Below are 23,464 nucleotides of genomic sequence, written 5' to 3'. Positions count from 1 at the left end.
AAGTCACGTTTTAGCAAGCGTTGTGTTATGAACCGACAGCACCGGAAGCCCCTCGCACCTCGCGTCGAACTGCATCATTACCTATACGCTTATCGATGGATTTAATATCTTCGGCCTTATACCCCTGTAAGCCGGTATTATATTCCTGAATTTCCAGGTTCCCGCTATTAAGCAGTATGGCGTGCCATAGTTCCTGTTCCTCGGGTGTCAGTGGTGCACCGGGTTCAGGGACTTCTCCCCGCAGTTCACAGCGCGCTGCCAGAAACTTCACTTCAGCATCCAGCATACCTGTGCGGTCTTTGCCGCTCTTGCAATTCGACAAAGGAATACCCTTCAAAAGATGGGTCAGCAACAGGATTCGAGAAGGCATTTTGTAGGCTTCTTCTTTATCCTTATGATGAAGCTTCTGCTGAAAGATCGTTTTTATCTGTCGTTCAAGCTGCCTGATAATATCAACCTCTTTACGCAGAGCCACTATGCGCTCTGAAATTTCCATGGTTTCCTGGTATGACGCGACCGCCGATCTGTCTTCCAGTATTTGAATTGTGGCTTCACTACTATTGATATACTCCATGACCCAGCCACCGGAAACATCGGTTTTCTCATCAGGATCACCCATCAGAGCCTCCAAACCTTTTCTATTCAAGGCATCAGACGTCCCCCAACCACCCAACACATCAGGAATAGAGGGATCAACCGCGTAATAATTGACACCAAAATTGAAGCGTAACATCCTGGTCGTCAATTTGATCACTTGCAGTTCTCCGTCTGGATCAATGATTTCCAACGCGATTGGCTGTTTTTCAGTCAACAGGCTGAAAGCCTCAACTTGATCAGCCAACATGATCTTCTCGTTATCTGAACCTGATCGAACCGGGTCAGGCGTCAACAGTGAAGTAGAAACCAAATCAAGATGTACCGGCTTTTCAGGATCAGCAAAAGCCTGCTTTAACAAATCCGGACGGAGACTCAGAGCTGCAAGCAAGGATTCCTTCGCACGCTGTATATTCGCAACCTTTCGTTTATCGCCCTCCATACCGTAGGCGGAATGAATACCGTGCCTAACCCCCTGGTAGAGCACATGCCCGGTATTTTGGCTGCGTAAACTGGATGTCCAGAGGTTCACTGCATGGTCTGCAGAGGTGATGGTTAATGAAGAAATACCGCCACCTTGATAACTTACCGGGAATAAATCTCTGTCACTGGACTTTGAAGCGCGCATTTCAGCAGCAGGAATCTGCCGACTGTCTAACGTACCAAGCGTTCGGCTCTCAATCGTCCCTTTTACTTCCTGCCACTTTTTCTTGTTTAAGCCCCGGATAATTTTGGCCTTCATTAACGCCTTTAATTCTTGAGGGGGATAGCCCGCTTTAACAAGACGCTGTCTCAATTGCTTAGGATGCTCTTTAACGGCCTTTATAAGGCTTTTGTCGCTTACAGGTTCATGTACCTGTTCATTTTCATTGAGTGATAACAAACTTTGAACTTCAGCAGCCAGTGTTTCACGCAGCCTTAACAGAGGACGCGACATAAACTGGTTTTCATTGATCAGTTCTATCGCTATTAACAGGTTGCGGATTTGTGCTTCATTTAATGACCCCATACTGACAGAACTCTGCCACTTACCAGGGCTGACGCGCCGTGCTGCTAAAAAGTTCTCAAGAGGTGCTGAACGAATGGTGCGCTCAGACAACCTTCGGTGTGCGTTGCCAACACGCAGCCTTTCCCTTAAATACGTAATCGGGTTACGAATGCGAATGAAACGGCCAAGCCCCTGACGCCAGCGCGTCCACCTTGAAGCCGTAGGTTGCGGCTGATGGGAGCTATTGGTTCGCCGGTTGGAAGGATCAACGCCTCCTGGCCACATATTGTCGTCCGTGTTTGTTTGCCATTTACAACACTATAGGTGTTAGCCGTCCACATTAAAAACCTGCATGACCAGACTGTAGCGCTTCTTTATAATATCGGGTTCTCTGTAAGGAGTTGGCTTGTGGACCAGATAACTGTCCGTGGTGCAAGAACCCACAACCTCAAGAATATCAACCTGGATATTCCCCGCGATAAACTGATTGTTATCACCGGGTTGTCCGGTTCCGGGAAATCTTCACTGGCGTTTGACACCCTCTATGCGGAAGGGCAACGTCGCTATGTGGAATCCCTGTCGACCTACGCACGACAGTTTCTGTCCATGATGGAAAAGCCGGATGTGGATCACATTGAAGGCTTGTCACCAGCAATATCTATCGAACAGAAATCAACCAGCCATAACCCGCGCTCAACGGTTGGTACGATTACGGAAGTTTACGACTACCTTCGTCTTCTGTTTGCCCGAACAGGTATTCCGCGCTGCCCAAGACACCATCACCCACTGGAAGCACAAACCGTCAGCCAGATGGTGGATCAGGTACTGGCCTTGCCTGAAGGCGAGAAAGTGATGATCCTTGCACCGGTTGTACGGGATCGTAAAGGTGAACACCTGCACATTTTCAGTGAACTGAAAAGTCAGGGGTTTATTCGAGCCCGCATAGACGGCATTGTCACCGATCTGGATACGCCGCCGGCGCTGGACAAAAAACGTAAGCACACAATTGAAGTGGTCGTTGACCGTTTCAAGGTTCGCGCAGATCTCCAGTTACGTATTGCTGAGTCCTTTGAAACCGCACTGGGGCTGACTGACGGACTGGTTTCTGTCAGCTTCATGGATAGTGATCAGGACGATATCGTTTTCTCCGCCAAATATGCCTGTCCTGAGTGCGGTTACAGTTTGAATGAACTTGAACCCCGGTTGTTTTCCTTTAACAACCCTGCCGGTGCCTGCCCAAGCTGTGACGGACTGGGGGTTCGACAGTTCTTTGATCCGGACAGGATCATCCAGCATCCGGAACTGACCCTGGCAGAAGGCGCCATCCGCGGCTGGGATCGTCGCAGTGTCTACTATTTCCACATGCTGAAATCGCTTGCGACCCACTGCGGCTTCGATATTGATACGCCCTTCGATGAGCTTTCTGCGGCACATCAAGAAGTCATTCTGCACGGATCAGGCCATGAAGAGATTGATTTCAGCTACATCAATGATCGTGGCGACATATACCGCAAACGACATCGGTTCGAAGGCATCATCCCGAATTTTGAACGGCGTTACCGGGATACGGATTCACAATCCGTACGTGATGAGTTGTCTAAATTCCTGGCAACGCAGGCCTGCCCGAAGTGTAAAGGAACCCGTCTGCGGGAAGAGGCACGCAATGTGTTTATCGAAGAGAACACATTGCCTGACATAACTCGACTGCCTGTTGAAAAGTCCCTTTCTTACTTCCAGAACCTGAGTTTACCGGGGCGTCGTGGTGAAATTGCCGCCAAAATACTCAAGGAGATTTCGGATCGCCTGAGTTTCCTGGTAAACGTTGGCCTCAACTATCTGACACTGGATCGCAGTGCAGAAACGCTATCGGGTGGTGAAGCCCAGCGTATTCGACTGGCTAGTCAGATTGGTGCGGGTCTTGTTGGCGTCATGTATATCCTTGATGAGCCGTCTATCGGCCTTCACCAGCGAGACAACGATCGACTACTGAAAACCCTGACCCGCCTGCGCGATCTCGGAAATACCGTCATTGTTGTCGAACATGATGAGGATGCAATTCGCTCTGCTGATCATGTCATTGATATTGGCCCCGGTGCCGGTGTTCATGGCGGTGACATTGTTGCGCAAGGAACACCGGACGACATTATTGCCTCTGCCAAGTCTCTAACAGGACAATATTTATCAGGCACTCTGGAAATTGCAATTCCTGCCAAACGCCAGCCTATGGATAAAAAGAAACTATTAAGTTTGTCAGGCTGCACCGGCAACAACCTGAAAAATGTTAATCTGGATATCCCTGTTGGTCTGATGACGTGCATTACCGGTGTATCTGGCTCTGGCAAATCAACATTGATCAACAGCACGCTGTATCCCATCTGCGCCCATCAGCTCAATGGGGCAACCACGCTCTCTCCTTCTCCTTATCGGAAAATTACCGGTATGGATCACTTCGACAAATGCATTGATATCGATCAGAGCCCTATCGGCAGAACTCCTCGCTCAAACCCGGCCACTTATACTGGCATATTTACGCCCATCCGGGAGCTTTTTGCTGGTACACAAGAAGCGCGTTCACGGGGTTACAAGCCAGGTCGATTCAGCTTTAACGTTAAGGGTGGGCGCTGCGAAGCATGCCAGGGCGATGGCGTAATCAAGGTTGAGATGCACTTCCTGCCGGATATATACGTTCCCTGCGACGTCTGTAAAGGCAAGCGCTATAACCGTGAAACCCTGGATATCCAATACAAGGGTAAGAGCATAGATGAAGTGCTGGATATGACCGTTGAGGATGCCTTGGTATTCTTTGACGCCATTCCAGCACTCAAGCGTAAGCTACAGACCCTCATGGATGTTGGCTTGTCGTATATTCGACTCGGGCAGAATGCAACGACTCTCTCTGGCGGGGAAGCGCAACGGGTTAAGCTTGCCAAAGAGCTATCAAAACGGGATACCGGGAAAACGCTTTATATTCTGGATGAGCCCACCACCGGACTGCATTTTCATGACATCCAGCAGCTGCTTCAGGTACTTCACCGGTTACGCGACCACGGTAATACTGTCGTTGTTATCGAGCATAACCTGGATGTTATCAAAACCGCTGACTGGTTGGTTGACCTGGGTCCTGAAGGGGGGGATGGCGGCGGTGAAATCATTGCAGCGGGTACGCCGGAAGACGTTGCAGCAATCGCTGAATCTCATACCGGCCGTTTTCTAAAACCCATTATTCAGAAGGCCAAAGCGGTAGCCTGACAAAATAAAACCCGGCCATGAGCCGGGTTTTATTTTAGCTTCGATGTGCAGCCTTATGCGTAAACCGCATTCGCTGCCTTGATTGATTCGCCGGCTTTAAAGCTATATCCCTGCTTAAGCAACGCGGCTTCAAGCGCAGAAAGACAATTCAAAACATTGGACTGGTTCGCCGCATAGCCCATCAGCCCGATACGCCAGACTTTACCGGCAAACGCGCCCAGTCCAGCACCAATCTCCAGATTGTAGTCGTGTAAAAGCTGGCTTCTTACGGCAGCATCGTCCACCCCTTCAGGGATGACAACTGCGTTAAGCTGCACCAAACGTTCAGTTTCAGGAACCAGCATTTCCAGACCGATCGCAGCCAAGCCAGCGGTCAGTGCCCGGTGATGCAGTGCATGGCGCTCCCAGGCATTTTCCAAGCCTTCTTCCTGCAAAATGCACAGTGCTTCATGCAGGGCATACAACTGGTTAACAGGAGCCGTATGGTGATAAGCGCGCTTACCTTCACCACCCCAGTATCCCATGACCAGGCTCATATCAAGGAACCAGCTTTTTACTTTGCTCTTTCTATCGTTAATCTTTGCGATAGCAGCATCACTAAAACTGACCGGCGACAATCCAGGCACACACGATAAGCATTTCTGTGATCCGGAATAAATAGCATCAATATCCCACTGATCAACATTCAGCTCACAACCACCCAGCGATGTCACCGTATCGACAATAGTCAAACAATCATGCGCTTTCGCCAAACGACAAAGTGCTTCTGCATCGGATAATGCGCCTGTGGATGTCTCTGCATGGACAAAGGCAAGAATGGCAGCATCCGGATTCTGAGTCAGCGCTTCCTCAACTTTGACCGGATCAACAGCCCGCCCCCATTCTGATTCAACGATGACAGGCACACCACCAAAGCGTTCGACATTTTCTTTCATCCGTCCGCCAAACACGCCATTGATGCAAACAATGACTTTGTCACCTTCTTCCACCAGGTTTGCGAAACAGGCTTCCATACCCGCCGACCCAGGTGCTGAAATGGGTAACGTGAGGCGGTTTTGCGTTTTGAACGCGTACTGAATCAGCGCCTTCAATTCATCCATCATTCGGATAAATTCTGGATCAAGGTGACCAATGGTCGGACGAGAAAGTGCTTCGGTAATTCGCGGATTAACATCGGAAGGGCCAGGGCCCATGAGCGTACGTCGTGGCGGATGGAATGAGGTAATTGTCATGTTCTTCTATCTATTCGTTTTTTGGGAGACAAGCTGCCAGCACGGTTTCACATGGCAAAGCAACATTCGGCAGGCAGGATACACCAGAATGTGATTCAGTGCCCATTCTAGCGGGAATATTCATGTCTGCACTAAATTTCAGGCATAAAAAAACCGGGCTTAAAGCCCGGTTTTTTCTGCTGATTTTACTCTTCGTCAGCTGCAACTTCTGCAGGACGATCAACCAGCTGTACGTATGCCATAGGAGCATTGTCACCGTGACGGTAACCACACTTCAGGATACGGATGTAACCGCCAGGACGATCCTTGAAACGGGGTCCCAGATCGGAGAAAAGCTTGCCAACGGCTGCTTTGCTGCGAAGACGGTCAAACGCCAGACGGCGGTTGGCTACGGAGTCTTCCTTAGCCAGGGTGATCATGGGCTCTGCTACACGGCGCAGTTCTTTCGCCTTGGGCAGAGTGGTCTTGATCATTTCATGTTCAACCAGGGACGCAGTCATGTTACGGAACATCGCAGTGCGATGTGAACTCGTCCGGCTGAATTTTCGTCCACTTTTACGGTGACGCATAACTCTGATTCCTTACCAGTTGCCTGGCACTTAAGCTGAAACCTTGTCGTCGCTCTTGAGGCTTGCCGGCGGCCAGTTATCCAGGCGCATGCCCAGGCTCAGGCCACGAGATGCCAGCACGTCTTTGATCTCGGTGAGTGACTTCTTACCCAGATTCGGGGTCTTGAGCAGCTCTACTTCGGTACGCTGGATCAGGTCACCGATATAGTAGATGTTCTCTGCTTTCAGGCAGTTTGCACTGCGCACAGTCAGTTCGAGATCGTCAACGGGACGCAGGAGAATAGGATCGACTTCGTCTTCCTTATGCTCCGGCTCAGGCTCAGCATCGCCTTCCAGGTCTACAAATACCGCCAGCTGCTGCTGGAGGATGGTAGCGGCACGGCGAATGGCTTCGTCTGGCTCAATGGTCCCGTCGGTTTCAAGATCAATGACGAGCTTGTCGAGGTTTGTACGCTGCTCAACACGCGCGTTTTCTACTACGTAGGAAACGAGATGAACCGGGCTATAGGTGGCATCCAGCTGCAAACGTCCGATTGAGCGGCTCTCATCATCATCTGAACGGCGTGAATCAGCAGTTTCATAACCGCGACCACGACGAACCTTAAGCTTCATGTTGAAATCAGCTTTTTCGCCGAGGTGAGCAATGACGTGATCCGGATTCAGGATCTCGACATCGTGGTCAGGCTGAATATCAGCAGCTGTTACCACACCCTCACCCTTCTTGCTTAAGGTCAGGACCGCTTCATCACGACCCGCCATACGAATTGCCAGACCTTTCAGGTTCAGCAAAATATCGATGACATCTTCCTGCACGCCTTCAACTGTACTGTACTCGTGCTGTACGCCGTCGATCTCGGCTTCGACGACGGCACAGCCAGGCATTGAAGACAGCAGGATACGGCGAAGCGCATTGCCCAGAGTATGACCAAAACCACGCTCAAGAGGCTCAAGCGTAATTTTCGCTCGGGTCGGGCTGAGTTCCTCAACATCAATATGACGAGGAGTCAGAAATTCTGTAGCCGAGTTCTGCATGGATGAACACCCCACCTAGTTATCTATCCCTTACTTGGAGTACAGCTCGACGATCAAGTTCTCATTGATGTCGGCTGACAGATCACTCCGCTCCGGCAGCGCCTTGAAGGTGCCTTCTTTCTTCTTGGCGTCCACTTCCACCCAAGTCGGGAAACCACGCTGAGCAGCCAGTTCCAGGGCAGCGCCGATGCGCAGCTGGGTCTTGGACTTCTCACGGATGGCTACAACATCGCCGGCCTTGACCTTGTAAGAAGGAATGTTAACAGCTTTGCCGTTAACGGTAATAGCCTTGTGGCTGACCAGCTGACGAGATTCCGCACGGGTAGAACCGAAACCCATACGGTAAACAACGTTGTCAAGGCGGCATTCCAGCAGCTGCAGCAGGTTGGAGCCTGTAGCGCCCTTGATGCGATCTGCTTCCTTGTAGTAGCTACGGAACTGCTTTTCCAGTACGCCGTAAATACGACGGACTTTCTGCTTCTCACGCAGCTGAACACCGTAGTCGGACAGGCGACCACGACGCTGACCGTGCTGGCCAGGAATGGCTTCAGCGCGGCATTTTGATTCAAACGGACGAACGCCGCTCTTCAGAAAAAGGTCTGTGCCCTCACGACGAGACAGCTTGCACTTAGGACCTGTATATCTAGCCATTTATCGTGACTCCTGCTTATACTCGACGCTTCTTGGGCGGACGGCAACCATTATGAGGAATGGGTGTAACGTCAGTGATGTTAGTAATCTTGTAGCCGCAAGCATTAAGCGCACGAACAGCAGATTCACGACCCGGGCCGGGTCCTTTAACACAGACGTCCAGATTCTTCAGACCGTATTCGGCAGCCGCACGACCGGCACGCTCAGCAGCAACCTGGGCTGCGAAAGGCGTGCTCTTACGGGAACCACGGAAGCCGGAGCCACCTGCAGTTGCCCAGGTCAGGGTGTTGCCCTGGCGATCGGTAATGGTCACGATGGTGTTGTTAAAAGAAGCGTGGACGTGTGCTACACCATCCACTACCGTCTTTTTCACCTTTTTCCGTGAACGAGTACCTGGCTTTGCCATATCAGAAATTATCCTGTGTCAAGACAACTGGTTAAACCAGTGTATTACTTACGGATCGGCTTACGTGGGCCCTTACGGGTACGCGCATTGGTTTTGGTGCGCTGGCCACGAAGCGGAAGGTTACGACGGTGACGCAGACCGCGGTAGCAGCCCAGGTCCATCAGTCGCTTGATGTTCATGTTGATTTCGCGGCGCAGATCACCTTCGACGGTATAGTTACCGACTTCGGTACGCAGCTTTTCAACGTCGTCTTCGCTCAGCTGACCCATTTTAGCAGTCGGGTTGATACCGGTTGCTTCACAGATCTTTTGAGCAGTCTGGCGACCTACGCCGTAGACGTAAGTCAAAGAGATAACAGTATGCTTGTTATCCGGAACATTGACGCCAGCAATACGGGCCATTCAATAGTCTCCGTTAAAGGTTTATCGCCTAGTGCAACGCGAAGGGCGAACCCTAACCCGAAAAACGGTTAAGGATACATTTCGCACGCAAACAAATCAACCGCCTGATCAATAATGACCAGGCGGAGTATGATTCAAAACCCGAAGAACTCAGCCTTGGCGCTGCTTGTGTCGGGGTTCTGCGCTACAGATCACCCGGATGGTGCCGTTACGCTTGATGAGCTTGCAATTACGGCACATCTTTTTTACAGAAGCACGTACTTTCATGATTCTCTCCACTATCGGCAGAGTTACAGGCGATCAGCGCAGAAGGCCGCCAGCACCGTAACCCTTAAGATTAGCTTTCTTCATCAGCGACTCATACTGATGCGACATCAGGTGTGACTGGATCTGGGACATAGTGTCCATGACCACAACCACCACAATCAGCAGCGAAGTACCGCCCAGGTAGAAAGGCACGTTCGCCGAAACCACCAGGAACTGTGGCAGCAGACACACTGCTGTCATATAAATCGCACCAACCATGGTGAGACGGGTCAGCACGCCATCAATGTAGCGGGCTGAATGCTCACCGGGGCGAATACCGGGAATAAAGGCGCCGGACTTCTTCAGATTATCTGCCACGTCCTTCGGATTGAAGACCAGGGCAGTATAGAAGAAACAGAAGAAGACGATACCGGCCGAGAACAGAATGATGTTCAGCGGTTGGCCAGGGCCAAGCGCCAGAGCAATATCCTGCAGCCAGTCCATACCTTCTCCCTGACCAAACCACTGCGCAATCGACGCCGGGAACAGCAGAATGCTTGAAGCAAAGATGGCCGGGATAACACCCGCCATATTGACCTTCAGCGGCAAGTGGCTGCTCTGGGCAGCATAGACTTTACGTCCCTGCTGCCGTTTGGCGTAGTTGACCGTGATTCGGCGCTGGCCGCGCTCAACGAATACCACACCGGCAATGATGGCGACGGCAAGAATACCGATCAGCAACAGCGCCAGAATGTTGATATCCCCTTGACGCGCAGACTCAAACGACTGCCCGATCGCGCCGGGCAATCCGGCGACAATACCTGCAAAAATCAGAATCGATATACCGTTGCCGATGCCACGCTCAGTCACCTGCTCACCGAGCCACATCATGAACACGGCGCCGGTTACAAAGGTAGTAACAGCAACAAAGTAAAACCCGAAATCAGTGGAGAACGAAACTCCCTGATTCGCCAGGCCGACCGTCATACCCATACCCTGAATCAATGCCAGGAGTACGGTACCGTAGCGGGTGTACTGACTGATCTTCCGACGTCCGCTTTCACCTTCCTTTTTCAGCTGTTCAAGCTGTGGGCTAACCACTGTCATCAGCTGCATGATAATCGATGCAGAGATGTAGGGCATGATCCCCAGCGCCAGAACAGACATCCTCTCCAGCGCGCCGCCGGAGAACATGTTGAAGAGACTGAGAATAGTCCCTTCGTTCTGACTGAACAACTGAGCCAGCCGTTCCGGGTTGATACCGGGAACGGGGATATGCGCCCCGATCCGGTACACCAGAATTGCCAGCAGAACAAACAGGACGCGAGATTTCAGCTCGCTTAACCCACCCTGATTTCCGACAGGTAATGTCTTAGCCATTTAGTCCTCGACTTTCCCACCAGCTGCTTCGATCGCGGCACGGGCACCCTTGGTGACACCCAGTCCCTTGATGGTGACAGCCTTGTTCAGCTCACCAGACAGGATGACCTTGGCACGCAGGATGTTGGTTGTAACCAGGTTGGCCGCCTTCAGGGCTGCCAGGTCGATTACGTCCGCCTCTACAGAAGCCAGCTCAGCGATGCGGATTTCCGCAGTCTGACGCGCCATGCGGGAAGTGAAACCGTACTTCGGCAGACGACGCTGCAGCGGCTGCTGACCGCCTTCGAAACCTGGCTTCACAGAACCACCGGAACGGGACTTCTGACCCTTGTGACCACGGCCACCAGTTTTGCCCAGGCCACTACCGATACCGCGACCGACGCGCTTGCCGGATTTACGGCTGCCTTCAGCCGGAGACAGAGAATTCAGATGCATTTTATTCTCCTTCCACGCGAACCAGGTAGTTAACCTTGTTAATCATGCCACGAACCGCTGGAGTATCTTCTACTTCAACAGTGTGATTGATGCGACGGAGACCCAGACCACGAACGCAGGCCTTATGGCTTTCCAGACGGCCGTTGGTGCTCTTGACGAGGGTCACTTTGATTTTTTTCTCAGCCATGACCTACCTCACAGGATCTCTTCAAGCGTCTTGCCACGCTTGGCAGCCACATCTTCCGGAGAGCGCATGTCACGCAGACCCTTGTAGGTCGCCTGAACAACGTTCACAGGATTGGTGGAACCATAGCACTTGGCCAGAACGTTCTGCACACCAGCCACTTCCAGAACGGCACGCATTGCACCGCCGGCGATGACACCAGTACCTTCAGAGGCAGGCTGCATGAAGATCTTGGATGCACCGTGACGAGCCTTGGCCGGATACTGAATGGTAGAACCGTTCAGATCAACCTGGATCATGTTGCGGCGAGCTGCTTCCATTGCTTTCTGGATAGCAACTGGCACTTCACGCGCCTTGCCGCGACCGAAGCCTACCTTACCTTTGCCATCGCCGACAACAGTCAGAGCGGTGAAACCGAAAATACGGCCGCCCTTAACCACCTTGGCAACGCGGTTCACCTGAACCAGCTTCTCGATAAGGCCTTCGTCGTTGTTTTTACGATCGTCTTTTGCCATGACTCCCACCCTTTAGAATTCCAGTCCGCTTTCACGGGCTGCGTCGGCAAGAGCCTTGACACGACCGTGATACTTGAAGCCGGAGCGGTCAAAAGCCACTTTGGAAACACCGGCCGCCTTGGCACGCTCAGCGATGAGTGCACCAACTTTCTTTGCAGCTTCAATGTTACCAGTCGCTTCGCCACGCAGCTCTTTCTCTACAGTGGAAGCCGCTGCCAACACCTTGTCGCCATTCGGTGCAATCACCTGGGCGTAGATGTGGCGAGGAGTACGGGTCACAGTCAGGCGATTAACCCTGAGCTCCCGCATCTTCATCCGCGCGCGACGTGCGCGGCGCAGACGGGCAATTTTCTTGTCGCTCATGATGTCACCCTACCTTACTTTTTCTTGGCCTCTTTGCGACGGACACGTTCGTCAGTATAACGAACACCCTTACCCTTATAGGGCTCAGGACGTCGGAAGTCGCGAATTTCAGCGGCCACCTGACCAACCAGCTGCTTATCGATACCCTTGATAACGATGTCAGTCTGGCTAGGTGTTTCAGCAGTGACACCTTCCGGCAACGCATAGACGACCGGGTGAGAGAAACCCAGCGACAGATTCAGGGTCTTGCCCTGAAGCTGAGCACGGTAACCAACACCAACCAGCTTCAAGCTCTTGGTGAAGCCTGCGCTTACACCAGTCACCATGTTGTTCACCAGGGCCCGGGTAGTACCGGACATGGCGCGGGACAGTTTGCTGCCATCACGGGCTTCGAAAGTCAGGACATTTTCTTCCTGCTTTACTTCGACAGCCGTATGGATATCCAGCTCCAGCTGGCCCATACCACCTTTAACAGCGATGTGATGACCAGACAGCTTAACTTCTACACCAGCAGGGATTTCAACTGGGCTCTTTGCTACGCGAGACATATCAGCCCTCCCTTAGAATACGGTGCAGAGTACTTCGCCACCAACACCCGCGGCGCGGGCAGCGCGATCAGTCATCACGCCTTTGTTAGTGGAAACGATAGCGATACCCAGGCCGCCGTTTACTTTCGGCAGCGCGCCAGTGGCTGCGTAGTTACGCAGGCCAGGACGGCTTACACGCTTGAGCTCTTCGATTACAGGCTTGCCTTCGAAGTACTTCAGCTCAATGCTGAGCTGAGACTTGGTTTCACCATCGACTTTAAAGTCAACGATGTAACCTTCGTCCTTCAGTACTTTTGCAACGGCAGCTTTAATCTTGGAAGCTGGCATGCTGACAGACGCATGTTCTGCCATTTGGGCATTACGGATTCGAGTTAGCATATCAGCTAACGGGTCCTGCATACTCATTCTTGCACTCTCCTAGATCAGCGCGCTTACCAGCTGGCCTTGGTCAGGCCAGGAACATCACCACGCATGGCTGCTTCACGCAGCTTGATGCGGCTCAGGCCGAACTTACGCAGGTATGCGTGAGGACGACCGGTCTGACGGCAACGGTTGCGCAGACGCGCAGGGCTTGCGTTGCGTGGCAGTTTTTGCAGAGCGACCTGCGCGTCCCAACGTTCTTCTTCAGACAGATTAACGTTGACAGCAGCAGCCTTCAGCTCGGCGCGCTTTTGAGCATATTTCGCGACTGTCCGCTGACGCTTCAGTTCGCGCTGCTTCATGGATGTTTTTGCCATAAGCGGGGCTTCCTCTCGTCTTTATGAACTAGCCGCGGAACGGGAAGTTGAACGCCTTGAGCAGCGCACGTCCTTCTTCGTCAGTTTTGGCAGTAGTAGTGAACGTGATGTCCAGACCACGGAGGGTATCGATCTTGTCGTAATCGATTTCCGGGAAGATGATCTGTTCTTTCACGCCCATGCTGTAGTTGCCGCGTCCGTCAAAAGACTTGCCATTCACGCCGCGGAAATCGCGCATACGTGGCAGGGCGATGTCGACCAGACGCTGCAGGAACTCATACATGCGTTCATCACGCAGAGTTACCTTGACACCGATCGGCCAGCCTTCACGGATTTTGAAACCGGCAACAGACTTACGTGCACGAGTCACAACAGCCTTCTGGCCAGCGATCTTTTCCAGATCGGCCACAGCATGTTCGATGACTTTCTTGTCACCGACCGCTTCACCCACACCCATGTTCAGGGTGATCTTGGTGAGACGCGGTACTTCGTGTACGTTCTTCACACCCAGCTCTTTTTGCAGCTCAGGTACGATTTTTTCTCGGTAAACTTTTTTAAGTTCAGCCATCTTACCTGACCTCACGCATCGACCGGGTTGCCATTGGACTTGAACACACGCTGCTTCTTGCCTTCTTCAGTGAAGGAGAAGCCGACGCGGTCAGCCTTCTGGCTCTCGGGGTTCCAGATAGCAACGTTGGAAGCCTGAATAGCTGCTTCCTTTTCCACGATGCCGCCAGGTTGGCCCAACATGGGGTTAGGCTTCTGGTGCTTCTTGACCATGTTGACGCCGGCTACAACCAGACGACCATCAGTGGCCACTTTCAGCACCTTGCCGCGCTTGCCCTTATCCTTACCGGCAATTACGACAACTTCATCATCACGACGAATCTTTTTCACAGCAGCCTCCTTACAGCACTTCTGGTGCCAGTGAGATGATCTTCATGAACTGCTCACCGCGCAGCTCACGAGTCACGGGCCCGAAGATACGGGTGCCGATCGGCTGCTGGTTAGCGTTCAGAAGCACTGCTGCGTTACCGTCGAAACGGATCAGAGATCCATCGGGACGACGAACGCCCTTTCTAGTGCGAACGACCACGGCATTCATTACCTGGCCTTTCTTCACTTTGCCACGCGGGATGGCTTCTTTAACGGTGACCTTGATGATGTCACCGATACCGGCATAACGACGGTGGGAGCCGCCCAGTACTTTAATGCACTGAACACGACGGGCACCGCTGTTATCCGCTACGTCGAGTACTGTCTCGGTCTGAATCATTACCTTCTCCTCAAACTGCAGACCCAAAGCCGGCCCTGAAGGCCGGTATAGCCTTAGATTTGAGTCGCACGCTCAACAATGGAAACCAGCTCAAAAGACTTGGTCTTTGACTGAGGACGGGTTTCCTTGATAGTGACGACATCACCCATACGGCAATCGTTACTTTCATCGTGCGCGTGCAGTTTAGTAGACCGCTTTACGATTTTACCGTAGAGCGGATGCTTTACACGGCGCTCAATGAGGACAGTGATGGTCTTGTCCATCTTGTCACTCACGACCTTGCCGGTCAGAGTGCGGACTTTCTTGTCTTCGGCCATCTTATTCACCTGCCTTCTCATTCAGGACCGTTTTAATGCGGGCGATATCCCGCTTGGTCTGCTTCAGCAGATGCGTCTGCTTCAGCTGACCAGTTGCCTTCTGCATGCGATAGTTGAACTGATCGCGCAGCAGGGTGAGCAGCTCAGCGTTGAGCTCCTCGGCAGATTTTCCACGCAATTCTGCAGCTTTCATTACATCATTCCCCGCTTGACGAAGGAGGTTTGAACCGGCAGCTTGGCAGCAGCCAGGGCAAATGCCTCACGCGCCAGCTCTTCGGATACACCTTCCATCTCATACAGGACACGGCCAGGTTGGATCTGGCATACCCAGTATTCGACGGCGCCTTTACCTTTACCCATACGAACCTCGAGAGGCTTCTTACTGATGGGCTTGTCAGGGAAGATGCGAATCCAGATTTTACCAGCACGCTTAACGTGACGAGTCATCGCACGACGAGCTGCTTCAATCTGACGGGCTGTTATACGGCCACGGCCAGTTGCCTTCAATGCGTATTCGCCGAAGCTAACCTTGGAGCCACGCTGAGCCAGACCGCGGTTACGGCCCTTCTGCATCTTGCGGAACTTAGTACGCTTAGGTTGGAGCATCGTTATTACTCCTTACTTCTTAGCCGGCTTGCGACGCGGACGCCGAGCGGGTTTCTTCTGTTCTTTTTCCTCTTCATGGACGCCGCCGATGACTTCGCCCTTGAAGATCCAGACCTTGATACCGATCACACCATAGGTGGTGTGCGCTTCGTAAGTAGCGTAATCGATATCGGCACGCAGGGTGTGCAGAGGCACACGACCTTCGCGGTACCACTCGGTCCGTGCGATTTCAGCACCGCCGAGACGGCCGGAAATCTGAACACGAATACCCTTGGCGCCGAGACGCATGGTGTTCTGAACCGCACGCTTCATGGCGCGACGGAACATGACACGACGCTCCAGCTGGCCCGCAATACCTTGCGCTACCAGTTGAGCATCCATCTCAGGCTTGCGTACTTCTTCGATGTTGATGTGCACAGGCACAGACATCATCTTGTTCAGTTCCTGACGCAGACGCTCAACGTCTTCACCCTTCTTGCCAATCACGATACCGGGACGGGCAGTGTGGATGGTAACGCGTGCGCTTTGCGCGGGACGCTGAATGTCGATACGGCTGACAGACGCATTCTTCAGCTTCTTCTGCAGGTACTCACGCACCTTCAGATCAGCGATCAGGTTGTCTGCATAAGCGCTGCCTTCGGCATACCACACGGAGGTGTGGTTCTTGACGATGCCCAGGCGAATACCCGTTGGATGTACTTTCTGACCCATCTGATTACACCTCAGCAACCTTGACAGTGATATGGCAAGTCCGCTTCAGAATGCGATCAGCACGGCCTTTCGCCCGAGGCTTGATGCGCTTCATGGTCATGCCTTCGTTAACGTAGGCGCTGGATACCTTCAGCTCGTCGATATCCATGCCGTCGTTGTGTTCCGCGTTGGCAATCGCGGATTCCAGGACCTTCTTGACCAGGACAGCAGCTTTCTTGTTGCTGTAGGTCAGGATGTCCAGCGCTTCAGCCACCCCTTTGCCGCGAACAAGGTCAACGACCAAGCGAGCTTTCTGGGCAGAAATGCGAGCGCCTTTGTGCATAGCAGCTACTTCTTTCATCTCTTATCCCTTCTTAACGCTTCTTGGCCTTCTTGTCCGCTGCGTGACCACGGTAGGTACGCGTTGCGGCAAATTCACCCAGCTTGTGACCGACCATTTCTTCGGACACATAAACGGGTACGTGCTGACGACCATTGTGAACAGCCAGGGTCAGACCAACCATTTGCGGAATAATCATGGAACGGCGCGACCAGGTCTTGATCGGGCGCTTGTTTCCAGACTCTACCGCGTCCTCCACCTTCTTCAGCAGGTGCAGGTCAATAAAAGGACCTTTTTTAAGTGAACGTGGCACTGTCGTATCCTCTATCTCTCAATTACTTGCGGCGACGGACAATGAACTTGTCAGTACGCTTGTTCGAGCGAGTCTTCCGACCCTTGGTGGGCACACCCCACGGAGTAACCGGATGACGACCACCAGAGGTACGACCTTCACCACCACCGTGCGGGTGATCTACCGGGTTCATGGCAACACCACGAACGGTCGGACGAACACCGCGCCAGCGCTTGGCACCAGCCTTACCCAGTGAGCGCAGGTTATGCTCGCTGTTGGATACCTCACCGAGAGTCGCACGACAGTCAGCCAGAACCTTGCGCATTTCGCCGGAGCGCAGACGCAGGGTTACATAAGCACCATCACGGGCAACCAGCTGAGCGGAGGTGCCGGCAGAACGCATCATCTGCGCACCCTTACCAGGCTTCAGCTCAACACAGTGAATCACAGAACCCAGCGGGATGTTGCGCAGCGGCAGAGTATTACCTGCCTTGATCGGCGCGTCCACACCGGAGAACAGCTTATCACCAGCCTTCACACCCTTGGGAGCGATGATGTAACGACGCTCACCGTCCAGGTACTTCAGCAGAGCAATGTTTGCTGTACGGTTCGGATCGTATTCCAGGCGCTCAACAGTCGCAGGAATACCGTCCTTGTTACGACGGAAGTCGATCACACGGTAGTGCTGCTTATGGCCACCACCTTTGTGACGAGTCGTAATGCGACCGTTATTGTTACGGCCACCGGTCTTGCTTTTCTTCTCTAACAGCGCAGCGAAGGGTTTCCCCTTGTGCAGGTCAGGGTTAACAACCTTGACTACGAAGCGGCGCCCGGGAGAAGTGGGTTTACACTTAACAACAGCCATCTGTCGATCTCCTCTTACTCAGCGTCCGCGAAGTCAATTTCCTGACCCGCTTCCAGAGCAACGTACGCTTTTTTCCAGTCTGAACGCTTGCCCAGACCACGCATGGTGCGCTTGGTCTTGCCCTTCACGTTTACAGTGCGGACAGACTTGACCTTGACATCAAACAGCTGCTCAACAGCCTTTTTGATTTCAAGCTTTACAGCGTCTTTGGCCACTTTGAAAACGTATTGGTTACGTTCTTCAGCGACTACCGAAGCCTTCTCGGAAATGTGAGGCCCAAGCAGCACCTTCAACAGACGTTCCTGGTTCATCCCAGCATCTCCTCGAACTTCTTCACCGCGGCCACGGTCATGACGACTTTGTCATGAGCAACCAGGCTGACCGGATCCACACCCTGTACGTCGCGAACGTCGACGTGAGGAATGTTGCGCGCAGACAGGTACAGGTTTGCATCGACTTCGTCAGATACAAACAGTGCATTGTCAGTACCCAGCTCTTTCAGCTTGGCAACCATCTGCTTGGTCTTGGGCGCTTCCAGCGTCAGGCTTTCAACGATAACCAAACGCTCCTGGCGAACCAGTTCAGACAGGATGGAGCGCAGCGCACCGCGGTACATCTTGCGGTTCAGCTTCTGGGAATGATCCTGAGGACGAGCTGCAAACGTGGTGCCGCCCCCGCGCCAGATTGGGCTACGGATAGTACCGGCACGTGCACGACCAGTACCCTTTTGACGCCAAGGCTTACGACCACCGCCGCTTACATCGCTGCGAGTCTTCTGCTGCTTGGTGCCCTGACGGCCGCCAGCCAGAAAAGCCACAACCGCCTGATGAATCAGTGATTCATTGAATTCGGCAGCAAAGGTTACGTCAGAAACCTGCAGAGCGCCTGAACCCATTACATTCAGATCCATACTTCAAATCCCCTCAGGCTGCGGAGCCAGCTTTGACAGCAGGCTTGATTACAACATCAGCACCAGTAGCACCCGGCACCGCACCCTTGATGAGCAGAAGGTTACGCTCTTCGTCCACGCGAACGATTTCCAGTGACTGAACAGTCACGCGCTCGTCGCCCATGTGACCAGCCATCTTCTTACCCTTGAACACGCGTCCGGGAGTCTGACACTGACCGATGGAACCAGGCGCACGGTGAGACAGGGAGTTACCGTGGGTAGCGTCCTGAGTACGGAAGTTCCAGCGCTTAACAACACCCTGGAAGCCCTTACCCTTGGAACGACCGGTAACATCAACCTTCTGACCTGCTTCAAACATGGAAACAGACAGAACGTCACCGACTTTCAGCTCGGATTCTTCAGAAGTACGGAATTCAACCAGCACGGAACCAGCTTCTACACCCGCCTTGGCGTAGTGACCAGCTTCTGGCTTGTTGAGACGAGATGCTTTCTTGGCACCAGCCGCAACCTGGATAGCGCTGTAACCATCGATATCGACAGTACGCACCTGGGCAATACGGTTAGGACCAATTTCAACGACAGTAACCGGCAAAGAAGCACCATCTTCGGTGAAAATACGGGTCATCCCGCACTTCTTGCCGATCAGGCCGAGGCGCGGCTTTTTGCCGTCAGCTTGATTTGACATGATTTACCTCATTTCGTGTACGGGGCTATCACCCGCTATGGCCGCCCATCTCAGAGCGTTACACACGACGAGACACGCAGAACGCGCTCTCGCCAGACAATTAGCCGAGGCTAATTTGAACTTCTACGCCCGCAGCAAGATCCAGCTTCATCAAAGCGTCAACGGTTTTTTCAGTTGGCTCGACGATATCCAGCATGCGCTTGTGCGTACGAATTTCGTACTGATCACGGGCATCCTTGTTGACGTGCGGAGAAATCAGCACGGTGAAGCGTTCCTTGCGAGTAGGCAGGGGAATGGGACCTCGGACCTGAGCACCAGTGCGCTTGGCAGTTTCCACGATTTCCTGTGTGGACTGGTCGATCAGGCGATGGTCAAAAGCCTTGAGTCGAATTCGGATTTGTTGAGCTTTAGGCTGCTGACTCATCTTCATGACCTAATAATATTTAAAGAACGAAGTCCGCCCCATCATTGGTGGGCAGACAGCAAAGAAAGCGGGATTCTACGCGCCGTCAATATTACTGTCAATATTTTATACAGTAAAAGCCCCGAGCCTGAGCCCGGGGCTATTTGTTTAGAGCGGTAGAGTCAGACCAGGTCGCTATCAGGCGATGATCTTGGCAACAACACCGGCGCCAACAGTACGGCCACCTTCACGAATCGCGAAGCGCAGACCTTCTTCCATGGCGATAGGAGCGATCAGAGTTACAGTCATCTGAACGTTGTCGCCAGGCATTACCATTTCAACGCCTTCCGGCAGTTCGCAGGAACCGGTCACGTCAGTAGTACGGAAGTAGAACTGAGGACGGTAGCCCTTGAAGAAAGGCGTATGACGACCACCTTCATCCTTGGACAGAACATAAATTTCTGACGTGAACTGGGTGTGAGGAGTGATAGAACCGGGCTTAGCCAGTACCTGACCACGCTCTACGTCTTCACGCTTGGTACCACGCAGCAGACAGCCAACGTTCTCACCTGCACGGCCTTCGTCCAGCAACTTGCGGAACATTTCTACGCCGGTAACGGTGGTCTTGGTGGTGTCTTTGATACCGATGATTTCGATTTCTTCACCAACCTTGACGATACCACGCTCAACACGACCGGTAACAACGGTACCACGGCCAGCGATGGAGAATACGTCTTCAATCGGCATCAGGAAAGGCTGGTCGATTGCACGCTCAGGCTCAGGGATGTACTCGTCCAGAGTTTCTACCAGCTTCTTAACAGCGGTAGTACCCATTTCGTTGGCGTCTTCACCGTTCAGAGCCATCAGGGCAGAACCGATAACGATCGGAGTGTCGTCACCCGGGAATTCGTAAGTGTCCAGCAGCTCACGAACTTCCATTTCTACCAGTTCCAGCAGCTCTTCATCGTCAACCATGTCAGCCTTGTTCAGGAAGACAACGATGTAAGGAACACCGACCTGACGAGACAGCAGGATGTGCTCACGAGTCTGAGGCATGGGGCCGTCAGCAGCGGAACATACCAGGATAGCGCCGTCCATCTGGGCAGCACCGGTGATCATGTTCTTAACGTAGTCAGCGTGTCCGGGGCAGTCTACGTGCGCGTAGTGACGGTTCGGAGAATCGTATTCTACGTGTGCAGTAGAGATGGTGATACCACGCTCACGCTCTTCAGGCGCGTTATCGATCTGGTCGAAAGCCTTGGCAGTACCGCCCCAGACTTCTGCACAGACGCGAGTCAGAGCAGCAGTCAGGGTAGTTTTACCGTGGTCAACGTGACCGATGGTGCCGACGTTTACGTGCGGCTTATTACGTTCAAATTTTTCCTTAGCCATTTTGACTTACCTTACTGGTCAATGAAAATTACAGTTAACCCTGGTTATTCTTGATCACCGCTTCCGCGATGCTCGCAGGTGTTTCGGCATACTCGGAGAATTCCATGGTGTATGTCGCACGACCCTGAGTAGCAGAACGAAGATCTGTGGCATAACCGAACATCTCAGCCAGAGGCACCTGAGCACGGATAACCTTGCCAGAAACGGTGTCTTCCATACCCTGCACGAGACCGCGACGACGGTTCAGATCGCCCATGACATCGCCCATGTAGTCTTCGGGCGTGACAACCTCAACAGCCATCATCGGCTCCATCAGCACGGGCTGAGCCTGCGGGGCGTACTTCTTCAGAGCCTGAGATGCGGCGATTTTAAACGCCATCTCGTTGGAGTCAACCTCGTGGAAGGAACCGTCATACAGACGCGCCTTCAGACCAAGCAGCGGATAGCCGGCGATAACACCGTTCTGCATCTGCTCCTCGATACCTTTCTGAACCGCAGGAATATATTCCTTGGGAATGGTTCCGCCAACGATTTCATTGATGAATACCAGACCTTCTTCACCCTCGTCAGCCGGGGAGAAGTCAACAACAACGTGACCGTACTGACCACGACCACCAGACTGCTTGGCAAACTTGTGGTTGGCAGTAACGCTGGCCTTGAGCTTCTCACGGTAAGACACCTGAGGCTTACCAATGTTCGCTTCAACCTTGAACTCGCGACGCATACGGTCAACCAGTACGTCAAGGTGCAGCTCACCCATACCGGAGATGATGGTCTGACCGGTTTCTTCGTCAGTCTTGACGCGGAAAGAAGGATCTTCCTGGGCCAGCTTGCCCAGCGCGATACCCATCTTCTCCTGGTCAGCCTTGGACTTCGGCTCAACAGCAACAGAGATAACCGGCTCAGGGAATTCCATGCGCTCCAGAACGATCGGATGATCCGGATCGCACAGGGTTTCACCCGTGGTCACATCTTTCATACCGATCAGAGCAACGATGTCACCCGCCAAGGCTTCCTTGATCTCTTCACGGTTATTGGCGTGCATCTGCACCATACGGCCGATACGCTCTTTCTTGGACTTGACGGAGTTGATAACCGAAGAACCAGAAACTGCGACACCAGAGTACACACGAGCGAAAGTCAGCGTACCAACAAACGGGTCGGTAGCGATCTTGAACGCCAGCGCAGAGAAGGGAGCCTTATCATCAGCAACACGCTGCTCCATGATATGGTTACCCTCAGCGTCTTCGCCAACGATACCCTCAATAGCCTTGACTTCCAGCGGAGACGGCATGAACTCAATAACAGCATCCAGAACCGCCTGAACACCCTTATTCTTGAACGCAGAACCGCCAAATACAGGAATGATTTCGTTAGCCAGCGTACGAGCACGGATACCTTGCTTGACTTCTTCTTCAGTCAGATCACCCTCTTCGAGGTATTTTTCCATCAACTCTTCAGAAGATTCAGCAGCGGCTTCAACCATGTACTCACGCATTTCTTCGCAAGTCGCCTGCATCTCAGCCGGAATATCGCCGTACTCAAAGCTCATGCCCTGGTCGGCTTCGTTCCACAGGATGGTCTTCATCTTGATCAGATCGACAACACCCTTGAACTCGTCTTCAGCACCGATGGTCATCTGCATCGGTACCGCGTTGGCGCCCAGGCGCTCACGCAGCTGACGAACAACCATCAGGAAGTCCGCACCGGTACGGTCCATCTTGTTGACGAATACCATGCGCGGTACTTCGTACTTGTTTGCCTGACGCCATACGGTTTCAGTCTGAGGCTGAACACCGGAGGAACCACACAGAACAACAACTGCACCATCCAGAACCCGCAGGGAACGTTCTACTTCGATAGTGAAGTCAACGTGTCCTGGAGTATCGATGATGTTGACACGATGCTCATCAAACTGAGCATTCATACCACGCCAGAAACAGGTGGTAGCCGCAGAAGTGATAGTAATACCACGCTCCTGCTCCTGCTCCATCCAGTCCATGGTAGCGGCACCGTCGTGTACTTCACCGATCTTATGGCTCAGACCGGTGTAGAACAGGATCCGCTCAGTAGTAGTGGTCTTACCCGCGTCTACGTGGGCGCAGATACCAATGTTACGGTATCGGCTAATCGGGGTTTTACGAGCCACGACACAATC

The 23,464-nt window shown here is 52.8% G+C and carries 33 protein-coding genes; 1 reads left to right on the top strand and 32 read right to left on the bottom strand.

All coding sequences use genetic code 11. The features are described from left to right. Positions 1-25: 25 nt before the first annotated feature. Entirely contained in the window at positions 26-1,693 is a 1,668-nt protein-coding gene (locus AC27K1_RS12605; RefSeq protein WP_487150981.1) for an inositol phosphate phosphatase SopB, read from the bottom strand. A gap of 297 nt (positions 1,694-1,990) precedes the next feature. Here AC27K1_RS12605 and uvrA point away from each other — a divergent pair, with 297 nt between their 5' ends. Beyond that, a complete protein-coding gene (uvrA, locus tag AC27K1_RS12600) occupies positions 1,991-4,831 on the top strand; it encodes an excinuclease ABC subunit UvrA (RefSeq protein ID WP_487150980.1) in 2,841 nt (946 codons plus the stop codon). 53 nt (positions 4,832-4,884) lie between these two features. Here the strand turns inward: uvrA and AC27K1_RS12595 are convergent, their stop codons facing one another. The 31 genes from AC27K1_RS12595 to fusA form a co-directional block, all read right to left on the bottom strand. Next, positions 4,885-6,063, bottom strand: a complete 1,179-nt coding sequence (locus AC27K1_RS12595; protein WP_487150978.1) for a pyridoxal-phosphate-dependent aminotransferase family protein — start codon at positions 6,061-6,063, stop codon at positions 4,885-4,887. A 185-nt stretch (positions 6,064-6,248) separates the two neighbouring features. After that, on the bottom strand, positions 6,249-6,632 hold the full coding sequence (rplQ, locus tag AC27K1_RS12590; RefSeq protein ID WP_395181319.1) for a 50S ribosomal protein L17: 384 nt from the start codon (positions 6,630-6,632) through the stop codon (positions 6,249-6,251). Positions 6,633-6,662: 30 nt separating this feature from the next. Beyond that, positions 6,663-7,664, bottom strand: a complete 1,002-nt coding sequence (locus AC27K1_RS12585) for a DNA-directed RNA polymerase subunit alpha (protein WP_345199229.1) — start codon at positions 7,662-7,664, stop codon at positions 6,663-6,665. A 30-nt stretch (positions 7,665-7,694) separates the two neighbouring features. Beyond that, on the bottom strand, positions 7,695-8,315 hold the full coding sequence (gene rpsD / locus AC27K1_RS12580; RefSeq protein WP_487150977.1) for a 30S ribosomal protein S4: 621 nt from the start codon (positions 8,313-8,315) through the stop codon (positions 7,695-7,697). Positions 8,316-8,331: 16 nt separating this feature from the next. Continuing rightward, the gene (gene rpsK / locus AC27K1_RS12575) at positions 8,332-8,721 is read right to left on the bottom strand and encodes a 30S ribosomal protein S11 (protein ID WP_345199232.1); all 390 of its coding nucleotides are present in this window, start codon (positions 8,719-8,721) and stop codon (positions 8,332-8,334) included. Positions 8,722-8,765: 44 nt separating this feature from the next. Continuing rightward, positions 8,766-9,122: a 30S ribosomal protein S13 gene (gene rpsM, locus AC27K1_RS12570; protein ID WP_345199233.1), complete on the bottom strand. Its 357-nt coding sequence runs from the start codon at positions 9,120-9,122 to the stop codon at positions 8,766-8,768. Positions 9,123-9,272: 150 nt separating this feature from the next. Then, the gene (gene rpmJ / locus AC27K1_RS12565; RefSeq protein ID WP_211829029.1) at positions 9,273-9,389 is read right to left on the bottom strand and encodes a 50S ribosomal protein L36; all 117 of its coding nucleotides are present in this window, start codon (positions 9,387-9,389) and stop codon (positions 9,273-9,275) included. A gap of 33 nt (positions 9,390-9,422) precedes the next feature. Continuing rightward, complete coding sequence (secY, locus tag AC27K1_RS12560; RefSeq protein ID WP_395181320.1) at positions 9,423-10,748, bottom strand: preprotein translocase subunit SecY; 1,326 nt, start codon at positions 10,746-10,748, stop codon at positions 9,423-9,425. Further along, on the bottom strand, positions 10,749-11,183 hold the full coding sequence (gene rplO, locus AC27K1_RS12555) for a 50S ribosomal protein L15 (protein WP_487150975.1): 435 nt from the start codon (positions 11,181-11,183) through the stop codon (positions 10,749-10,751). Position 11,184: 1 nt separating this feature from the next. After that, positions 11,185-11,370, bottom strand: a complete 186-nt coding sequence (gene rpmD / locus AC27K1_RS12550) for a 50S ribosomal protein L30 (protein WP_345199238.1) — start codon at positions 11,368-11,370, stop codon at positions 11,185-11,187. 8 nt (positions 11,371-11,378) lie between these two features. Beyond that, entirely contained in the window at positions 11,379-11,882 is a 504-nt protein-coding gene (gene rpsE / locus AC27K1_RS12545) for a 30S ribosomal protein S5 (protein ID WP_211829033.1), read from the bottom strand. Positions 11,883-11,894: 12 nt separating this feature from the next. After that, positions 11,895-12,245: a 50S ribosomal protein L18 gene (rplR, locus tag AC27K1_RS12540; protein WP_487150973.1), complete on the bottom strand. Its 351-nt coding sequence runs from the start codon at positions 12,243-12,245 to the stop codon at positions 11,895-11,897. Positions 12,246-12,259: 14 nt separating this feature from the next. Continuing rightward, positions 12,260-12,793 carry a 50S ribosomal protein L6 gene (gene rplF / locus AC27K1_RS12535; protein ID WP_487150972.1) on the bottom strand — a complete coding sequence of 178 codons (534 nt, stop codon included), beginning with the start codon at positions 12,791-12,793 and terminating at the stop codon, positions 12,260-12,262. Positions 12,794-12,805: 12 nt separating this feature from the next. Further along, positions 12,806-13,198: a 30S ribosomal protein S8 gene (gene rpsH / locus AC27K1_RS12530; protein ID WP_487150970.1), complete on the bottom strand. Its 393-nt coding sequence runs from the start codon at positions 13,196-13,198 to the stop codon at positions 12,806-12,808. Between the two features lie 26 nt (positions 13,199-13,224). After that, entirely contained in the window at positions 13,225-13,530 is a 306-nt protein-coding gene (rpsN, locus tag AC27K1_RS12525) for a 30S ribosomal protein S14 (RefSeq protein ID WP_345199244.1), read from the bottom strand. A 28-nt stretch (positions 13,531-13,558) separates the two neighbouring features. After that, the gene (gene rplE / locus AC27K1_RS12520; protein ID WP_487150968.1) at positions 13,559-14,098 is read right to left on the bottom strand and encodes a 50S ribosomal protein L5; all 540 of its coding nucleotides are present in this window, start codon (positions 14,096-14,098) and stop codon (positions 13,559-13,561) included. A gap of 11 nt (positions 14,099-14,109) precedes the next feature. Beyond that, positions 14,110-14,427, bottom strand: coding sequence for a 50S ribosomal protein L24 (gene rplX / locus AC27K1_RS12515; protein WP_345199247.1), 318 nt, complete (start codon positions 14,425-14,427; stop codon positions 14,110-14,112). A 10-nt stretch (positions 14,428-14,437) separates the two neighbouring features. Beyond that, positions 14,438-14,806, bottom strand: coding sequence for a 50S ribosomal protein L14 (gene rplN, locus AC27K1_RS12510; RefSeq protein WP_211829040.1), 369 nt, complete (start codon positions 14,804-14,806; stop codon positions 14,438-14,440). 53 nt (positions 14,807-14,859) lie between these two features. Further along, the gene (rpsQ, locus tag AC27K1_RS12505; protein WP_211829041.1) at positions 14,860-15,123 is read right to left on the bottom strand and encodes a 30S ribosomal protein S17; all 264 of its coding nucleotides are present in this window, start codon (positions 15,121-15,123) and stop codon (positions 14,860-14,862) included. Position 15,124: 1 nt separating this feature from the next. Continuing rightward, positions 15,125-15,316 carry a 50S ribosomal protein L29 gene (gene rpmC / locus AC27K1_RS12500; RefSeq protein ID WP_487150965.1) on the bottom strand — a complete coding sequence of 64 codons (192 nt, stop codon included), beginning with the start codon at positions 15,314-15,316 and terminating at the stop codon, positions 15,125-15,127. Then, the gene (gene rplP, locus AC27K1_RS12495) at positions 15,316-15,729 is read right to left on the bottom strand and encodes a 50S ribosomal protein L16 (RefSeq protein WP_211829043.1); all 414 of its coding nucleotides are present in this window, start codon (positions 15,727-15,729) and stop codon (positions 15,316-15,318) included. The genes rpmC and rplP overlap by 1 nt, the downstream gene beginning before the upstream one ends. A gap of 12 nt (positions 15,730-15,741) precedes the next feature. Next, entirely contained in the window at positions 15,742-16,440 is a 699-nt protein-coding gene (gene rpsC / locus AC27K1_RS12490; RefSeq protein WP_395181322.1) for a 30S ribosomal protein S3, read from the bottom strand. Between the two features lie 4 nt (positions 16,441-16,444). After that, positions 16,445-16,780, bottom strand: a complete 336-nt coding sequence (gene rplV, locus AC27K1_RS12485; RefSeq protein ID WP_345199253.1) for a 50S ribosomal protein L22 — start codon at positions 16,778-16,780, stop codon at positions 16,445-16,447. Positions 16,781-16,793: 13 nt separating this feature from the next. Further along, the gene (gene rpsS, locus AC27K1_RS12480; protein WP_345199255.1) at positions 16,794-17,072 is read right to left on the bottom strand and encodes a 30S ribosomal protein S19; all 279 of its coding nucleotides are present in this window, start codon (positions 17,070-17,072) and stop codon (positions 16,794-16,796) included. 22 nt (positions 17,073-17,094) lie between these two features. Beyond that, positions 17,095-17,916 carry a 50S ribosomal protein L2 gene (gene rplB, locus AC27K1_RS12475; RefSeq protein ID WP_345199257.1) on the bottom strand — a complete coding sequence of 274 codons (822 nt, stop codon included), beginning with the start codon at positions 17,914-17,916 and terminating at the stop codon, positions 17,095-17,097. A 14-nt stretch (positions 17,917-17,930) separates the two neighbouring features. Further along, positions 17,931-18,227, bottom strand: a complete 297-nt coding sequence (gene rplW, locus AC27K1_RS12470) for a 50S ribosomal protein L23 (protein WP_395179937.1) — start codon at positions 18,225-18,227, stop codon at positions 17,931-17,933. Continuing rightward, positions 18,224-18,826: a 50S ribosomal protein L4 gene (gene rplD / locus AC27K1_RS12465; RefSeq protein WP_395181323.1), complete on the bottom strand. Its 603-nt coding sequence runs from the start codon at positions 18,824-18,826 to the stop codon at positions 18,224-18,226. The genes rplW and rplD overlap by 4 nt, the downstream gene beginning before the upstream one ends. A 13-nt stretch (positions 18,827-18,839) precedes the next feature. After that, positions 18,840-19,511: a 50S ribosomal protein L3 gene (gene rplC, locus AC27K1_RS12460; RefSeq protein ID WP_487150964.1), complete on the bottom strand. Its 672-nt coding sequence runs from the start codon at positions 19,509-19,511 to the stop codon at positions 18,840-18,842. A 100-nt stretch (positions 19,512-19,611) separates the two neighbouring features. Next, positions 19,612-19,935, bottom strand: a complete 324-nt coding sequence (gene rpsJ / locus AC27K1_RS12455) for a 30S ribosomal protein S10 (protein WP_211829051.1) — start codon at positions 19,933-19,935, stop codon at positions 19,612-19,614. A gap of 177 nt (positions 19,936-20,112) precedes the next feature. After that, positions 20,113-21,306, bottom strand: a complete 1,194-nt coding sequence (gene tuf / locus AC27K1_RS12450; RefSeq protein WP_487150946.1) for an elongation factor Tu — start codon at positions 21,304-21,306, stop codon at positions 20,113-20,115. Positions 21,307-21,340: 34 nt separating this feature from the next. Continuing rightward, entirely contained in the window at positions 21,341-23,455 is a 2,115-nt protein-coding gene (gene fusA, locus AC27K1_RS12445; protein ID WP_487150962.1) for an elongation factor G, read from the bottom strand. Between the last annotated feature and the right edge of the window lie 9 nt (positions 23,456-23,464).

It is taken from the genome of Kistimonas ophiarachnellae (assembly GCF_057552235.1).
Note: the sequence above shows the minus strand (reverse complement) of the source record. Positions and strands in the feature narration are given on the sequence as shown.

Bases quoted from the DNA above. Each gene is read 5' to 3' on its own strand.
- AC27K1_RS12595 (WP_487150978.1), bottom strand. From the start codon at position 6,063: ATGACAATTACCTCATTCCATCCGCCACGACGTACGCTCATGGGCCCT.
- rplQ (WP_395181319.1), bottom strand. From the start codon at position 6,632: ATGCGTCACCGTAAAAGTGGACGAAAATTCAGCCGGACGAGTTCACAT.
- AC27K1_RS12585 (WP_345199229.1), bottom strand. From the start codon at position 7,664: ATGCAGAACTCGGCTACAGAATTTCTGACTCCTCGTCATATTGATGTT.
- rpsD (WP_487150977.1), bottom strand. From the start codon at position 8,315: ATGGCTAGATATACAGGTCCTAAGTGCAAGCTGTCTCGTCGTGAGGGC.
- rpsK (WP_345199232.1), bottom strand. From the start codon at position 8,721: ATGGCAAAGCCAGGTACTCGTTCACGGAAAAAGGTGAAAAAGACGGTA.
- rpsM (WP_345199233.1), bottom strand. From the start codon at position 9,122: ATGGCCCGTATTGCTGGCGTCAATGTTCCGGATAACAAGCATACTGTT.
- rpmJ (WP_211829029.1), bottom strand. From the start codon at position 9,389: ATGAAAGTACGTGCTTCTGTAAAAAAGATGTGCCGTAATTGCAAGCTC.
- secY (WP_395181320.1), bottom strand. From the start codon at position 10,748: ATGGCTAAGACATTACCTGTCGGAAATCAGGGTGGGTTAAGCGAGCTG.
- rplO (WP_487150975.1), bottom strand. From the start codon at position 11,183: ATGCATCTGAATTCTCTGTCTCCGGCTGAAGGCAGCCGTAAATCCGGC.
- rpmD (WP_345199238.1), bottom strand. From the start codon at position 11,370: ATGGCTGAGAAAAAAATCAAAGTGACCCTCGTCAAGAGCACCAACGGC.
- rpsE (WP_211829033.1), bottom strand. From the start codon at position 11,882: ATGGCAAAAGACGATCGTAAAAACAACGACGAAGGCCTTATCGAGAAG.
- rplR (WP_487150973.1), bottom strand. From the start codon at position 12,245: ATGAGCGACAAGAAAATTGCCCGTCTGCGCCGCGCACGTCGCGCGCGG.
- rplF (WP_487150972.1), bottom strand. From the start codon at position 12,793: ATGTCTCGCGTAGCAAAGAGCCCAGTTGAAATCCCTGCTGGTGTAGAA.
- rpsH (WP_487150970.1), bottom strand. From the start codon at position 13,198: ATGAGTATGCAGGACCCGTTAGCTGATATGCTAACTCGAATCCGTAAT.
- rpsN (WP_345199244.1), bottom strand. From the start codon at position 13,530: ATGGCAAAAACATCCATGAAGCAGCGCGAACTGAAGCGTCAGCGGACA.
- rplE (WP_487150968.1), bottom strand. From the start codon at position 14,098: ATGGCTGAACTTAAAAAAGTTTACCGAGAAAAAATCGTACCTGAGCTG.
- rplN (WP_211829040.1), bottom strand. From the start codon at position 14,806: ATGATTCAGACCGAGACAGTACTCGACGTAGCGGATAACAGCGGTGCC.
- rpsQ (WP_211829041.1), bottom strand. From the start codon at position 15,123: ATGGCCGAAGACAAGAAAGTCCGCACTCTGACCGGCAAGGTCGTGAGT.
- rpmC (WP_487150965.1), bottom strand. From the start codon at position 15,316: ATGAAAGCTGCAGAATTGCGTGGAAAATCTGCCGAGGAGCTCAACGCT.
- rplP (WP_211829043.1), bottom strand. From the start codon at position 15,729: ATGCTCCAACCTAAGCGTACTAAGTTCCGCAAGATGCAGAAGGGCCGT.
- rpsC (WP_395181322.1), bottom strand. From the start codon at position 16,440: ATGGGTCAGAAAGTACATCCAACGGGTATTCGCCTGGGCATCGTCAAG.
- rplV (WP_345199253.1), bottom strand. From the start codon at position 16,780: ATGAAAGAAGTAGCTGCTATGCACAAAGGCGCTCGCATTTCTGCCCAG.
- rplB (WP_345199257.1), bottom strand. From the start codon at position 17,916: ATGGCTGTTGTTAAGTGTAAACCCACTTCTCCCGGGCGCCGCTTCGTA.
- rplW (WP_395179937.1), bottom strand. From the start codon at position 18,227: ATGAACCAGGAACGTCTGTTGAAGGTGCTGCTTGGGCCTCACATTTCC.
- rplD (WP_395181323.1), bottom strand. From the start codon at position 18,826: ATGGATCTGAATGTAATGGGTTCAGGCGCTCTGCAGGTTTCTGACGTA.
- rplC (WP_487150964.1), bottom strand. From the start codon at position 19,511: ATGTCAAATCAAGCTGACGGCAAAAAGCCGCGCCTCGGCCTGATCGGC.
- rpsJ (WP_211829051.1), bottom strand. From the start codon at position 19,935: ATGAGTCAGCAGCCTAAAGCTCAACAAATCCGAATTCGACTCAAGGCT.
- tuf (WP_487150946.1), bottom strand. From the start codon at position 21,306: ATGGCTAAGGAAAAATTTGAACGTAATAAGCCGCACGTAAACGTCGGC.